The 13,620-nt window shown below is 65.0% G+C and carries 12 protein-coding genes; 11 read left to right on the top strand and 1 reads right to left on the bottom strand.

Annotation, left to right across the window (positions count from 1 at the left end; all coding sequences use genetic code 11):
* Positions 1–30 precede the first annotated feature (30 nt).
* From EN845_RS13525 to EN845_RS13485, 9 genes are all read left to right on the top strand, one after another.
* Positions 31–1,278: a sugar ABC transporter substrate-binding protein gene (locus EN845_RS13525; RefSeq protein WP_127870596.1), complete on the top strand. Its 1,248-nt coding sequence runs from the start codon at positions 31–33 to the stop codon at positions 1,276–1,278.
* 138 nt (positions 1,279–1,416) lie between these two features.
* Positions 1,417–2,313 carry a sugar ABC transporter permease gene (locus EN845_RS13520; protein WP_127870597.1) on the top strand — a complete coding sequence of 299 codons (897 nt, stop codon included), beginning with the start codon at positions 1,417–1,419 and terminating at the stop codon, positions 2,311–2,313.
* A gap of 5 nt (positions 2,314–2,318) precedes the next feature.
* Positions 2,319–3,161, top strand: a complete 843-nt coding sequence (locus EN845_RS13515) for a carbohydrate ABC transporter permease (RefSeq protein ID WP_127870598.1) — start codon at positions 2,319–2,321, stop codon at positions 3,159–3,161.
* A gap of 179 nt (positions 3,162–3,340) precedes the next feature.
* Positions 3,341–4,162 (top strand): sugar phosphate isomerase/epimerase, encoded by an 822-nt coding sequence (locus EN845_RS13510; RefSeq protein WP_127870599.1) that lies wholly within the window; start codon positions 3,341–3,343, stop codon positions 4,160–4,162.
* 3 nt (positions 4,163–4,165) lie between these two features.
* Positions 4,166–5,242: a Gfo/Idh/MocA family oxidoreductase gene (locus tag EN845_RS13505; protein WP_127870600.1), complete on the top strand. Its 1,077-nt coding sequence runs from the start codon at positions 4,166–4,168 to the stop codon at positions 5,240–5,242.
* Complete coding sequence (locus tag EN845_RS13500) at positions 5,242–6,060, top strand: sugar phosphate isomerase/epimerase (RefSeq protein ID WP_127870601.1); 819 nt, start codon at positions 5,242–5,244, stop codon at positions 6,058–6,060. Before EN845_RS13505 ends, EN845_RS13500 begins: the two co-directional genes overlap by 1 nt.
* Positions 6,060–6,890 carry an alpha/beta hydrolase gene (locus EN845_RS13495; RefSeq protein ID WP_127870602.1) on the top strand — a complete coding sequence of 277 codons (831 nt, stop codon included), beginning with the start codon at positions 6,060–6,062 and terminating at the stop codon, positions 6,888–6,890. Before EN845_RS13500 ends, EN845_RS13495 begins: the two co-directional genes overlap by 1 nt.
* Entirely contained in the window at positions 6,887–7,609 is a 723-nt protein-coding gene (locus EN845_RS13490) for a ribulose-phosphate 3-epimerase (RefSeq protein ID WP_127281284.1), read from the top strand. The genes EN845_RS13495 and EN845_RS13490 overlap by 4 nt, the downstream gene beginning before the upstream one ends.
* A complete protein-coding gene (locus tag EN845_RS13485) occupies positions 7,606–8,628 on the top strand; it encodes an ROK family protein (protein WP_127870603.1) in 1,023 nt (340 codons plus the stop codon). Before EN845_RS13490 ends, EN845_RS13485 begins: the two co-directional genes overlap by 4 nt.
* Before the next feature lie 173 nt (positions 8,629–8,801).
* On the opposite strand, the gene EN845_RS13480 is transcribed toward EN845_RS13485, so the two are convergent.
* Positions 8,802–10,130: a dicarboxylate/amino acid:cation symporter gene (locus tag EN845_RS13480; RefSeq protein ID WP_127870604.1), complete on the bottom strand. Its 1,329-nt coding sequence runs from the start codon at positions 10,128–10,130 to the stop codon at positions 8,802–8,804.
* A gap of 312 nt (positions 10,131–10,442) precedes the next feature.
* Between EN845_RS13480 and EN845_RS13475 the strand changes: the two genes are divergently transcribed.
* Together EN845_RS13475 and EN845_RS13470 are read left to right on the top strand one after the other, a co-directional pair.
* Positions 10,443–12,260 carry a sensor histidine kinase gene (locus EN845_RS13475; protein ID WP_127870669.1) on the top strand — a complete coding sequence of 606 codons (1,818 nt, stop codon included), beginning with the start codon at positions 10,443–10,445 and terminating at the stop codon, positions 12,258–12,260.
* The gene (locus EN845_RS13470; protein WP_127278728.1) at positions 12,257–13,609 is read left to right on the top strand and encodes a sigma-54 dependent transcriptional regulator; all 1,353 of its coding nucleotides are present in this window, start codon (positions 12,257–12,259) and stop codon (positions 13,607–13,609) included. Before EN845_RS13475 ends, EN845_RS13470 begins: the two co-directional genes overlap by 4 nt.
* Positions 13,610–13,620 lie beyond the last annotated feature (11 nt).

Below are 13,620 nucleotides of genomic sequence, written 5' to 3'. Positions count from 1 at the left end.
TGCGGTCGATCCCCAAAGAAGGAGGAGAAAATGACGTTTCGTATTAAACCCGCGGTGCTGAAAATAGCCGCGGCCGCATGGTTGCTCGGCGCAACCGGCGCCCTGGCGGACACGACGCTGGAATTCACCCAATGGTGGGAGCCCGAATTGCCGGCTGGCTCGCTCAGGTCAATCATGGATGAGTTCGAGGCCGCAAACCCCGGCGTAAAGGTGACGCTGGTCAGCGGTCCCTACGCGACCACGCGAGACCAGATCTCGGTTGGTGCTGCGACCGGAACGCTCAGCGACGTTGTCGGTCTCGACGGTGCCTGGGTGAACAATTTGAATGCGCAGAACGCGCTCGCCGACATGAACCCGATGATGGATGCGAGCAAGTTCGACAAGAGCCAGGTCGCCGACATCATCAAGGTCGACGGCAAGGCGGTGATGTTTCCCGTGGCATCCTTCGTCTATCCGGTCTTCGTCAATTTGGACCTCGCCGCCAAGGCCGGCGTGACCAAGCTGCCGTCGACCCGCGCGGAATTTCTCGACGCCGCCAAAAAGATGACCGACGCCAACAAGAACCAGTATGGCTGGGTGCTGCCGCTGTCGCTGCAGTCTCCCGGCGGAGTCCAGAACGATCTGATGTCGTGGGTCTGGGCTTCGGGCCAGTCGATGATGGCGGACGGCAAGCCCGCCCTCGAGGGCAAGCCGGTGGTCGATATGCTCTCCTTCGTCAAATCGCTCAATGACGCCGGCACCATCTCGCCCGGCATCGCCACCAAGACCGAGCAGGAAAAGGTCGAGGAATTCGTCAACGACCGCGTCGGGATGATGATCGACTCGCTCGCGCATGTGAACCTCATCCGCAAGCGCAATCCGAAGCTGAACTTCGACCTGATCCCGGTCCCGGTCGTGGAAAACTATACCGGCAAGCGCGGCCTTCCCTATGCGTCCTGGGGCATCGGCATCTCCGCCGCCTCGAAACATCAGGAGGAGGCCTGGAAACTCGTCCAGTATCTGATGAGCGAAAAGGTGAACGCCAAGCTGGTCTCGCTTGCAAACGCCTTCCCGGGCAACGTCAACGCCAAACCCGACTTCGTGACGTCCGACAAGGCTTTCGGCAAGGCCTTCGAGATCTTCAAGACCGGCTATCTCGCCAACGAGTTCACGGGCCTGCCGGTGGCCGAAGACCTGATGACCCAGTTCGACGTGCAAGCCCAGAAGATGCTTGCCGGCGAGCAGACACCGGAAGAGGCGGCCGCTGCCGCGCAAAAGGGCTGGATGGCGAAATTCTGATCGGCCTGTTCCCCTTTGCTATCTTCGACCGGGTGGCCCGGCTTCGGGCAGGCCACCCGGCAACAACGGATCGGCAATTTGAGATGGACCTGTTTTTGAAGCTTACCTTCTCTTGAAGGCGTATCCCAAGGTTGGCACATGACCCGGCAAAAGCGCTCCCACCACAAGCTGAAACGAGCGGTCGCACCCTACCTCTATCTGTCGCCCTCGCTCATCATCATCGGCCTTCTGATGCTGTTGCCGATGGTGACGGTGATTGCCTATTCGTTCCAGAACAGCGCCGTGCTGCGTCGTGACCCATCCTTTGCCGGACTGAAGCACTACCAGGCGATCTTCGACGACCCGGTGTTCTGGGCGTCGCTTTGGCATACGCTTTACTTCACATGCATGAGCGTCATTTTCCACATGACCATCGGCATGATCTTCGCCCTCATGCTGAACAGCGACCGCATCAATCCGACGCTGCGCAACATTCTGCGCGTGCTCTATATCTTGCCCTGGCTGTTTACCGCGGTGATCATCGCCGTGATCTGGCGCCTGCTGCTCGAGCCGAATGGCGTGGTGAACAGCATTCTCATGCAGATCGGCATCATCGGTTCCAAGGTCGAGTGGTTTTCCTCGCCGCAGACCGCGCTGCACGCCGTCACCTTCGCCAATATCTGGGCGGGCTATCCGCTGTTCATGGTCAGCCTGCTCGCGGGCCTGCAAGGCATTCCCAAGGATTTCTACGAGGCCGCCGATATCGACGGGGCGAAGGCCTACCAGAAGCTGATCTTCATCACCATCCCGCAGCTGATGCCGATCATCATCAGCATCTCGCTGCTCGATTTCATCTGGACCATGCAGGTCTTCCCGTTGATCTGGATAACCACGGGCGGCGGTCCGATCTACGCGACCGAGGTCCTCAGCACCTACACCTACAAGCTGGCGTTCTCGAGCTACAACCTGTCTCAAGCGTCGGCGAGCGCCGTGGTCATCCTGCTGATCTCGCTTGGCCTGACGCTGTTCTATATCCGTTATCAGAAGGCTCGGTAGTCACCATGAGGAAACGAAACTCTGGCAAAGACAAGCTGATCACCGTCGCGCTGCATGTCGCTCTTGCGGCAGGGCTGTTCTTCGCGGCCTTCCCGATCTACTGGATGCTGAGCAGCTCGTTCAAGTCGAACACCGAAATCTTTGCCCTGCCGCCAACCATCCTGCCGAAGGCTTTCACGCTGGAAGCGTATGCCGCCATCCTTGGCGACCCGGTAAAGCTGCGCTTCTTCTTCAACAGCTACTTCGTGGCGGGAGCGGTGACCGTGCTGACGGTGCTGATCGCCTTGCTGGCGGCCTATGGGTTCAGCCGCTTCAACTTCCGCGGCAAGGGCAGCCTGAATACAATCATCATCAGCACGCAGACGATCCCGCCGATCACACTTTTGATCCCTTTCTTCGGGCTTGTCGTCTCGTACGGCATCTTCGACACCTATGTCGCGCTGATCCTGACTTACCTCGTTTTCACGCTGCCCTACGCCATCCTTTTGATGACGGGCTATCTGAACACCTTGCCGCGCGATCTCGATGAAGCGGTGGCCGTCGACGGCGGCAGCAGTTGGACGGCGCTCTGGCGCGTGATCGTCCCGATCTCGCTGCCCGGTATCGTGGCGACCTCGGTCTATACTTTCCTGTTGTGCTGGAACGAATTTCTCTTTGCCCTGACGCTGACCAAGTCGACGTCCATGCGCACGGTCCCGATCGGCATCCAGCTGTTGATGGGGCAGCACGCCTTCGAATGGAACCAGATGATGGCGATGAGCGTGCTCGGCTCGCTGCCGCTCTTGCTCATCTACCTCGTTGCCCAGAGGTACTTCCTCGCCGGCATGACCGCGGGCTCGGTCAAGTAGGATGTCCATCCCCAGGAGAACTGACCCGCGTATTGCAATCGATGATTGGACCTTGTCTGCTGGCAGGCGATATCGCCGCGGCCTCGTCCGTCATCACCGCTCCGCTACTCGTGTTGTTCTTCTAGCGCCACATCATCGCGGGGCGGCATCAAGAGTAAGCGGTATCAAGGAATGAAAGGATGAACGTGAAAGACCTCAAAGTCGGCTGCCAGACCTTCACCTGGGAAATGCTGGGAGACCGGTTTACCGGCGGTCCCGACGATCTGTTGAAGGCGATCGCCGATGGCGGCTATGCAGGCATCGAGATCACCGACACCATGATCGGCCGCTATGCCGGCAAGCCGGCCGAGTTCGCCGCTGCCCTGAAGTCGTCTGGGCTGACGCTCGTCTCCTTCGCCTTCGGCTCACGCAGCGGCTTCACGCTGAAGGATCAGATCGGCACCGATCTCGAAACCGCCAAACGCTGGATCGACTTCGTCGCCGCCTTTCCTGGCGCGCTAGTGTCGATGGGCTCGGCGACCCTCGTCTCCGACGGGCCGCGCGACGGCAAATTCGCTATTGCCGCCGAGGTGTACAACAAGGCCGGCGAGCTCGGCCGCAAGGCTGGCGTCCAGGTGGCGGTGCATCCGAGTTCGCACCACAACACGCTGCTGTTCGACCGCGCCGACTACGACGCGATTTTTGCCTTGCTCGATCCCGACCTGGTCGGCTGGGTGCCGGACACCGGTCACATCCTGCGCGGCCACAAGGACATGGCCGACACGCTCACCACCTACCGCGACCGCATCCGCTACATCCATCTGAAGGACGTCGACGCCAGCGGCACCTGGGCGATGCTGGGCGAAGGCGTCTGCGACACACCTCAAGTCATCGAAATCGCCGGTACCGCGCCGCACTTCAACGGCTGGCTGGTGCTGGAAGAAGAATCCGACACGGCCGCCGCCGATCCGGCCGCGGCGGTCAAGACCAACCGCCAGACCATGCGCGGCTACGGGGCCTGAGCGATGATCAAGAAACAGGACAGACGCCTCAGGGTCGGCGTGCTCGGCTGCGGACCGATCGCGCAGTTCGCGCATCTGGAATCCTGCGTCAAGGCCGGCAATGCCGACCTCTACGCCATCTGCGACGCGGCCCCCGATCTGCTCGCCCGCATGGGCGCCACCTACGAACCGCAGAAGATGTATGCCGACTATGACGCCATGCTCGCCGATCCGGAGCTGGAAGCGGTGATCGTCGCCACGTCGGATGCCTATCACGTGCCGATGTCGATCAAGGCGCTCGATGCCGGCAAGCATGTTCTCTGCGAAAAGCCGATCGGCACCTCGGTGGAGGAAGGCGAGGCGCTGGCGGCGGCGGTCAGGCGCTCCGGCAAGGTGCTGCAGGTCGGCCACATGAAGCGCTTCGACCCGGCGCTGGAGGCCGCGCGCGACTTCGTCCGCGACGAGATGGGCGAGGTGCTGGCGCTGAAGGCCTGGTATTGCGATTCCACCCACCGCTACACCAACACCGATGCCGTGCAGCCGCTGCCCGTCACCAGCAAGCTGGCGAAAAAGCCGGCGGGAAATCCCAAGGCCGATCTCAGGCAATATTTTATGCTGGCGCACGGATCGCATCTGGTCGACACGGCCCGCTTCCTCTGTGGCGACATCGTCGCCGTGCGCGCCCGCCTCAACGAGCGCTTCGGCGCCTATTGCTGGTTTGTCGAGACTGAATTCGCCAGCGGCGCGCTCGGCCATCTCGATCTGACCGTCGCCGTGCGCATGGATTGGCACGAGGGCTTCCAGCTCTATGGCGAGAATGGCTCGGTCATCGCCAAGACCTTCAACCCCTGGTACTTCCGCGCCAGCGAGGTGGACATCTTCCATGAGAAGGACGCGACCTCGCGCAAACCGCTCGGCGCCGACGGCCATTTCTTCCGCCGCCAGCTCGAAGGCCTTGCCGACACCGTGCTCACTGGCGCGCCGATGCGCGGCGCCAATGTCGAGGACGGCATCGCCTCGATCCGCACCATGGTGGCCATTGCCCGCTCTGTTGTATCAGGCGAACGGGTTGAGCTCGCCTCGGTTTCGGGTGCCGTCTGATGCGCCTCGGCATCTTCGCCAAGACTTTTCCCGGCACCGACCCGGCCGTCGTGCTGGCCGCGGTCAAGCAGGCCGGATATGAGACGACGCAGTTCAATCTCGCCTGCGCCGGCCTGCCGTCGATGCCGGATGCGGTGCCGGCGGATGCCGTCGCTGCCATCCGCGCCGCCGTGCGGTCGTCAGGCGTTTCGCTCGCCGCGCTGTCGGGCACCTACAACATGGCGCATCCCGACAGGACGGTCCGCGACGAGGGCTTGAGGCGCTTGGGGGTGGTCATCGACACTGCCGCCGCCCTTGCCATCCCGTTGGTCACGCTCTGCACCGGCTCGCGCAATGCAGCCGACCAGTGGGCATATCATCCCGACAACGCCACACCGGCCGCCTGGTCCGACATGGCCGCCGAGATGGAAAAGGCGCTGGCGCTGGCCGAGACCGCAGGCGTGGATCTCGGCATCGAGCCCGAGCAGGCCAACATAGTCACTTCGGCGAGTGATGCGATGCGCCTGATCGCCGAGATGGGCTCGAAGCACCTGAAGATCGTGCTCGACCCGGCAAACCTGTTCGAGCACGCGACGCCGGACGAGGCGCGCACCATCGTCGCCGCCGCGATCGATGAAGCCGCCGGCCACATCGCCATGGCGCATGCCAAGGACCGGCACGGTGACGGCCGCTTTGCCACCGCAGGGCAAGGCGTTGTCGACTTCCCGGATTTCGTCGCGCGGCTGAAGGGCGTGGGTTTCGATGGCGCGCTCGTCACGCACGGCTTGTCCGCCGACGAGGCTGCCGGCGTCGCCGCCTTCCTGCGAGGGTTGCTCTGATGGGCGCGGCGCCGACGATCATGCTGTGCGACGATGCAGCGCTCCGTGTCTTCGATACGGGGCAGGGCCTTCCCATCGTCTTCCAGCACGGTCTCGGCGGCGATGCCGCGCAGGTGGCTTTGAACTTTCCCGACAGCCCTTCGCGCCGGCGGCTGACCGTCGAATGCCGCGCGCAAGGCGGCGCCAGTGCCGGCAGCAAGCGTCCGTTCTCGATCGCGATGTTCGCCGATGATGTAATGAACGCGGCCGACGCAGCCGGAATGGAGCGTTTCGTCGCGGGCGGCATCTCGATGGGAGCGGCGATTGCGTTGCACCTGGCGGCCCGCCACCCGGATCGCGTCTCTGGTCTCGTGCTGGTGCGCCCCGCCTGGACCTTCGACGTGGCCCCCCAGAATATGCAGCCTTACGTCGAAGTGGCGGAACTCATCCGGCGGCTTCCGTTGGCTGAGGCGCGCGCGGCCTTCGCCTCCTCCGCGACCGCTGCCCACTTTCGCGACGAGGCGCCGGACAATCTCGCCTCGCTGCTCAGCTTCTTCGCGCGCGAAAACGCAACCGTTTTTGCCGAGGTGATGCAGGCGATCGCCAATGATGGACCCGGCGTGACGCGGGCCGAAGCTGCCGGCCTTGCGATGCCCACGCTCGTTATCGGCAGCGGCATCGATCTCGTCCATCCCCTGGCGACTGCCCGCGAACTCGCCCAAACCATCCCGAACGCAGCCTTCGCCGAGGTGAGCCCGAAGGCCACCGACAAGGATCGCCACTTCGCCGAAATCCGTGCCGCCATCGGCGGCTTCCTCGATAGAAATTTCAACAACCAGGACCAGTCATGATCTCGAAACCTTTGTCAGGCCCGGCCGCCATCGCCGCATTGCCGCGCGACCGTCTGGTCGCCGAATTCTCGTCATGGTCGGCCAATCTGGCCAATTTCGAGAGCGACTTGAAGCGCATCGAGCCCTATGTCGATCTGCACCACATCGACGTCGCGGACGGCCATTTCGCTCCGTCCTTCCTGTTTTTCCCCGATCTCGTCGCCCGCATTGCCACGCTGACGGCCAAGCCCATCCATGTCCATCTGATGGTCGATGGGGCAATCGTCGAAGAACAGACGCGTCAGTTCATCGAGGCCGGCGCCGACATGATCAGCGTCCATGCCGAGAACGGCGAGGCGGGCCTGCGCGCGGTGCGGCTGGCGCGCGAACTCGGCGCCGAGGCCGGCGTCGTGCTGAGGCTGGAGACCCCGGTCGAGGCGGTGACGCCTTTCGTATCCGAGGTCGCTTTCGTAACGCTTCTCGGCACCGCGATCGGCGTCAAGGGCCAGGGCCTGTCGGAGAAAGCCTGTGACAGGCTGGGTGAGGCCCGCGCCATCCTGCGAAAGGCCGGCCGCGAGGCGGCGGTGGTGCTCGCCGCCGACGGCGGCATCCGCCACGAAACCGTGCCGTTGCTGCGCGCCGCCGGCGCCGAGACGGTGGTTCTGGGTTCGCTCGCTTTCGGCGACAAGGATCTCGCCGGCCGCATCGGCTGGCTGCATGGTTTGAAGGTCGCGGCATGAACATCGAAGCCGCCCTCGCGATCGATCTTGGCGGCACGGAGCTTCGTGCCGCTTTGGTCGACCGTGACGGCAAGATCCTGGCCTTCGCGGCGGTGCCGACGCAGGCGCAGGCCGGCCCCGACGTGGTGATCGGCCAGATCGAGGCGCTGGCCGCGACCATCCATGCCGAGGCGCCGGCACTGTCGATCCTAGGCGTCGGCGTCGGCGCGCCGGGTCCGCTCGATCCGCTCGCCGGCATCGCGGTCGGACCGCCGACGCTGGCCGGCTGGCAGGACGTGCCGCTGGCCGACATACTCGAGCGCCGGCTCGGCCTGCCGGTACGGCTGGAGAACGACGCCAATGCGGCAGCGCTCGGCGAATGGCGTTTCGGCGCCGGCCACGGCGGTCGCTCGCTGGTCTTCGTCACCGTCTCGACCGGGATCGGCGGCGGTGTCGTTGCCGACGGCCGCATCCTGCACGGCCGCCGCGGCCTTGCCGCCGAGATCGGCCACATGACCATTACCAACGAAGGCGAGCGCTGCGTGTGCGGCGTCGTCGGCTGCTTCGAGGCCATTGCCTCGGGTACAGCGCTCGGCCGCCGCGCCAACGCGGCGACGTCGCCCCTGGACGGCTCGACGCTGCGCCGCCTCTCGGCAAACGCCGAGGTGACCGGCCGCCACGTGGTCGAGGCGGCACGGCTGCAGGACGACCTCGCTGTGGCGCTGCTCGAGGAGGAAGCTCGCTGGCTGGGCGTCGGCTTCACCAACCTGTTGCATCTCTATTCGCCCGATGTGCTGGTCGTCGGCGGTGGCATCGCCAATGGCCTCGACCTGATGGCACCCGTCATCGGGGCGACCATCCGCCAGCGCGCCATGCGCGCCTATCGCGACGTGCCGGTGGTCCAGGCCCAGCTCGGCCGCCACGCCGGACTGGTCGGCGCGGCCAGCCTCGTCCTGTTCGACGATGGCGGCACATTGGCGGCTCCCATGCCTGCCGGCCCAAGCACATATCCGGAGAGGAGGAGGGACTTCAATGGCTGAGCTCAAGCTGCGCGGCCCTGTCTCGCGGCAAGCCGATCCGTCGCGCTGCGATCTTTTCGCTGCCGATGGCAAGGCCCTGCCACTCCCGCGCAAAGCCGTCTGACAGCGATGACACATGAAAATGGCCGCAAGCGGCGTGCTTGCGGCCATGGTCCTTGGCATGAAGCCGTGGATCACTCGGCGGGAACGATGGCCGCCGGCAGGCTGTCGTCGGCCGTGCCAGCCAGTGCCCGGGCCAGCTTGGCTTCGTCGAGCTCGCCTTCCCAGCGCGCCACGACCAGCGTGGCCACCGCATTGCCGACGAAGTTGGTCAGCGCCCGGCATTCCGACATGAAGCGGTCGACGCCGAGGATCAGCGCCATGCCGGCGACCGGCACGGAGGGAACCACCGAAAGCGTGGCGGCAAGGGTAATGAAGCCGGCCCCGGTGATGCCGGCGGCACCCTTCGAGGATAGCATCGCCACCAGCAGCAGCAGGATCTGATCCGATATCGACAGATGGATGTTCGTCGCCTGGGCGATGAACAGCGCCGCCAGCGTCATGTAGATGTTGGTGCCGTCGAGATTGAAGGAATAGCCGGTCGGGATGACCAGCCCGACCACCGAGCGCTTGGCGCCGGCCTTTTCCATCTTCTCCATCAGCGAGGGCAGGGCGGCTTCCGAGGACGATGTTCCGAGCACCAGCAGCAGCTCTTCCTTGATGTAGCGGATGAGCGACAGGATCGAGAAGCCGTTGTAGCGGCAGACCGCACCCAGCACGACGAAGACGAACAGGAACGAGGTCGCGTAGAAAGTGCCGACCAGCATGGCGAGGTTGATGACCGAGCCGATGCCGTATTTGCCGATGGTGAAGGCCATGGCGCCGAACGCGCCGATCGGGGCTGCCTTCATCAGCACGCTGACCAGCTTGAACATCGGCGCCATCAGTGCCTGCAGGAAGTTGAGCACCGGCGCACCCCGGTCGCCGACCAGCGCCAGCGCGATGCCGAACAGCACCGAGAAGAACAGCACCTGCAGGATGTCGCCATCGGCGAAGGCGCCGACGATCGTGCCGGGGATGATGTTCATCAGGAAGCCGGTGACAGACTGGTCATGTGCCTTGGCGGCGTAGGTGTTGACGGTCGACGCGTCGAGCGTCGCCGGGTCGATGTTGAAGCCGGCGCCCGGCTGCACGACATTGGCCACGACAAGGCCGATGATCAGCGCCAGCGTCGAGAAGGTGAGGAAGTAAAGCATCGCCTTGCCGGCGACGCGGCCGACCTTCTGCAGGTCGCTCATGCCGGCGATGCCGGTTGCGACCGTCAGGAAGATGACCGGCGCGATGATCATCTTGACCAGCTTGATGAAGGCGTCGCCGAGCGGCTTCATGCTCTCCCCGATCGACGGATAGTAGTGGCCAAGCAGGATGCCGACGGTGATCGCCACCAGCACCTGGACGTAAAGCTGGGCATAGAGGGGCTTGCGCTGCGCGGCGGGCGCGGCGGATTGGTCTGCGATATGCATCGAACTCTCCCTGGCCGGAAGGGACGGACATGCGCCGTCCTGCGTGACTTCTCCCATCGCGGCGCTCCGGTTGCCCGCCGCTGGAAGAACTTTTGCAAGCGCCGTGCCAAATCGGAGGAAGGCCGGAATCCCCGGGTTTCGGCCGTTCCTGCCCCCGCTTTCGACGGAGACGTGTGCGGATTTCCGCACACGTCTTGTTTGCCCTGGCGGAATTTCGCATTAGACTGGGGGCCAAAGCCGTGCAGGGAAGGGAGAGGGCCGACGCCGCGACAGCGCATCGATAGCGAAACCCCTGGGTTTGCCGGCCGCGACCTGTTGCGCGAAGCGGTAGCGCGCCTGCGTGATGGGCGTTGGCTGCTTGCGGCAATCGCGCTCGCGGTGCTGGCCGGCGCGGTTGCCATTGCCGGCCGCATCGCCGCGGGCCAGGCGGCCGGCGAGCTGCGCGATGGGGCACTGGCCGCCTTGCCCCTGGCGGCGGGAACCTTGACCGGCGAAATCGAAAAGCAGCGTCTCGTGCCGCTGGTGCTGGCGCGCGACGATGCGGTGCGCGATGCGCTGCGCCGCGCCGGGAAGGTCGAGGAAACGGCTCTCGACGCCAAGCTGAAGGCGATAGCCGGCGATGCATTGGCCTCGGCCATCTATGTCATCGACACTGCGGGCATCGCGATATCGGCCAGCAATGCCGGCCAGCCGGACAGCTTTGTCGGCATCGACTATAATTTTCGCCACTATTTCACCGATGCGATGGCCAAGGGCGCTGCCAGTCAGTACGGCCTCGGCACGATCAGCGGCAAGCCGGGACTCTACCTCGCCGGCCGTGTCGACGATGCCGGCAAACCGCTTGGCGTCGCGGTCCTGAAGGTCGAACTCGGCGGTGTCGAAGCCAATTGGCGCGCAAGCGGCTTTCGCGTTTTCGTCACCGACGAACGCGGAGTCGTTCTGGCCACCAGCCAGCCCGACTGGCGGTTCCATGCGCTGGCGCCGCTCTCCGCCGCGGATGCAGCCGCCGCGCATGCCCAGCTTCAGTTGGACGCAGCCTTCGAACCGCTGCCGATACGGCGTGGCGCCGGTGATGGCCTGGCGACAATCGAGGAGGCTGGAAAATCGCGCCGGTTCGTCGAGGTGGTGCAGGACTTGCCTGGTGCCGTCCCCGGTTGGCGCCTATGGTTGCTGACGCCCGCCGATGCCGCCCTGACCGCCGCCGCCAACACGGCGCGCCTGACGACGCTGCTCGGGCTGTTGTTGACGGGCTTGCTTGCCTATGTGCTCACCCGGCGCCGCCGCACAAGCCGGCTGCGGCAGGAGGCGCTGGCCCGCATGAACATCGAGCTGGAGAGCCGGGTCAGCACAAGGACGGCCGAATTGACGCGATCGAATACGGCGCTTGCCGGCGAAATCGCCGAGCGCGAAAACGCCGAGGCCAAGGTCCGCCGGCTCCGCGACGATCTCGCCCAGGCCAACAGGCTCTCCATCCTCGGCCAGATCGCCGCCGGCGTCGCGCATGAAATCAACCAGCCGGTCGCCGCCATCCGTACCTATGCCGAGAATGCCGGCCGCTTTCTCGACGCCGGCAAGACCGAACCGGCGAGCGGCAATCTGACGTCGATCGTCTCGATGACCGAACGCATCGGCGCCATCACCAGCACCTTGCGCAGTTTCGCCCGCCGGCCCGGCGTTGCGGCATCGCCACTGCCGGTGCGCGAGGCGATCGAAGGTGCGCTGTCGCTTCTGTCCGGCCGCATCCGCGATTCCGGCGTCACCATCGTCAAGCCGCACGGCACCGCCTCGCCATTGGTGATGGCGAGCCGCATCCGGCTGGAGCAGATCCTCGTCAACCTGTTGCAGAACGCGCTGGACGCCATGAAGGACCGGCCCGATCCCCGCATCGAGATCGACCTCGCCGAACGTGACGACCGGGTGCTGATTTCGGTGCGCGACAATGGTCCCGGCCTCGGGCCGGAAGCCGCCGGAAATCTGTTCATGCCGTTCCAGACCACCAAGGAGAAGGGGCTTGGCCTCGGCCTGGTGATCTCGCAAGAGATCGCCCAGGAATTGGGCGGCACGCTGCGGCTCGACCCCGACACCGCCGGCGGCGCATCCTTCACCATCGACTTGAGGCGGATCGAATGACCGAGGGATCAGGGCTGGTGGCGCTCGTCGATGACGATGCGGACCTGCTGCATGCCACCACGCAACTGCTCGAACTTGCCGGTTTCACAGTAATTGCGCTGAAGGCCGCCGAAGCGGCGCTCGGCGTTGTCGACGAGAGTTTCGAAGGCGTGGTGGTCAGCGACATCCGCATGCCCGGCATGAACGGTCTGCAGCTCTTCGACCGCGTCAAGGCAGTTGACGCCGACTTGCCGGTGATCCTGGTTACCGGGCATGGCGATGTCGATCTTGCGGTCGCCGCGCTCAAGGATGGCGTCTACGATTTCATCCCGAAACCCTATGCGGCGGAGCGCTTGGTCGAGGCGCTGAAACGGGCATCGGAGAAGCGGCGGCTGGTGATGGAAAACCGGCGGCTGCGCGAAGCCGCGGCACTTGCCGCCGACGGTATGCCGTTGATCGGCGAGGCGCCCGCCATCCGCCGATTGCGCGAGACCTTGCGCCAGATCGCCGACATGGATGTCGACGTGCTGGTGGAAGGCGAGACGGGAACCGGCAAGGAAGTGGTGGCCGACCTCCTGCACAGATGGGGCAGGCGCCGTGCAAAGCCCTTCGTGGCGCTGAACTGCGGCGCCCTGCCGGAGACCGTCATCGAGAGCGAACTGTTCGGTCACGAGGCCGGCGCGTTCACCGGCGCGCAGCGGCGACGCATCGGCCGCGTCGAGCACTCCAGCGGCGGCACGCTGTTTCTCGACGAGATCGAATCCATGCCGCCGGCCCTGCAGGTCAAGCTCTTGCGGGTGCTGGAAACGCGCAGCCTCACCCCCCTCGGCTCGAACGAGACACGGCGCCTCGATCTCAGGGTCGTCGCGGCGACCAAGGTCGATCTCGGCCGGCCGGATCAACGCGGCGATTTCCGCGAGGACCTCTATTTCCGCCTCAACGTGGTGACGCTGCGCATCCCGCCCCTGCGCGAGCGGCGCGGCGATATCCCGATGCTGTTCGGGCATTTCCTCGGCAAGGCCGCGGAACGCTTCGGCCGGCCTGTCGGCAAGGTGAATGCCGCCGTGAGCGATTATCTCCAGTCGCACGACTGGCCGGGCAATGTGCGTGAACTGGCGCATTTCGCCGATCGTGTCGCGCTCGGCCTTGGGCCCGATGACGAGGCCGGCGCGAGCCCCGCGCGGCCGGGGCCTGCCGCCGCGCTGCCCGAAAGGGTTGGGCAGTACGAGGCGCAGCTCATCCGCGACGCGCTACGCGACCATGGCGGCGACGTGCGCGGCGCCATCGACGCGCTCGGCGTGCCGCGCAAGACGTTCTACGACAAGCTCAAGCGCTATGGCATCGCCGCATCCGACTTCCGCCCCTCTTGATGCTTCCAACC

This window comes from Mesorhizobium sp. M8A.F.Ca.ET.202.01.1.1 (assembly GCF_004791595.1).
In the GTDB taxonomy this organism is placed as follows: Bacteria; Pseudomonadota; Alphaproteobacteria; order Rhizobiales; family Rhizobiaceae; genus Mesorhizobium.
Note: the sequence above shows the minus strand (reverse complement) of the source record. Positions and strands in the feature narration are given on the sequence as shown.

What these genes read in the sequence shown, in the direction of transcription:
- EN845_RS13490 (WP_127281284.1), top strand. Translation starts at nt 6,887, where the DNA reads ATGATCTCGAAACCTTTGTCAGGCCCGGCCGCCATCGCCGCATTGCCG.
- EN845_RS13510 (WP_127870599.1), top strand. Translation starts at nt 3,341, where the DNA reads ATGAACGTGAAAGACCTCAAAGTCGGCTGCCAGACCTTCACCTGGGAA.
- EN845_RS13515 (WP_127870598.1), top strand. Translation starts at nt 2,319, where the DNA reads ATGAGGAAACGAAACTCTGGCAAAGACAAGCTGATCACCGTCGCGCTG.
- EN845_RS13470 (WP_127278728.1), top strand. Translation starts at nt 12,257, where the DNA reads ATGACCGAGGGATCAGGGCTGGTGGCGCTCGTCGATGACGATGCGGAC.
- EN845_RS13485 (WP_127870603.1), top strand. Translation starts at nt 7,606, where the DNA reads ATGAACATCGAAGCCGCCCTCGCGATCGATCTTGGCGGCACGGAGCTT.
- EN845_RS13520 (WP_127870597.1), top strand. Translation starts at nt 1,417, where the DNA reads ATGACCCGGCAAAAGCGCTCCCACCACAAGCTGAAACGAGCGGTCGCA.
- EN845_RS13495 (WP_127870602.1), top strand. Translation starts at nt 6,060, where the DNA reads ATGGGCGCGGCGCCGACGATCATGCTGTGCGACGATGCAGCGCTCCGT.
- EN845_RS13500 (WP_127870601.1), top strand. Translation starts at nt 5,242, where the DNA reads ATGCGCCTCGGCATCTTCGCCAAGACTTTTCCCGGCACCGACCCGGCC.
- EN845_RS13525 (WP_127870596.1), top strand. Translation starts at nt 31, where the DNA reads ATGACGTTTCGTATTAAACCCGCGGTGCTGAAAATAGCCGCGGCCGCA.
- EN845_RS13480 (WP_127870604.1), bottom strand. Translation starts at nt 10,130, where the DNA reads ATGCATATCGCAGACCAATCCGCCGCGCCCGCCGCGCAGCGCAAGCCC.
- EN845_RS13505 (WP_127870600.1), top strand. Translation starts at nt 4,166, where the DNA reads ATGATCAAGAAACAGGACAGACGCCTCAGGGTCGGCGTGCTCGGCTGC.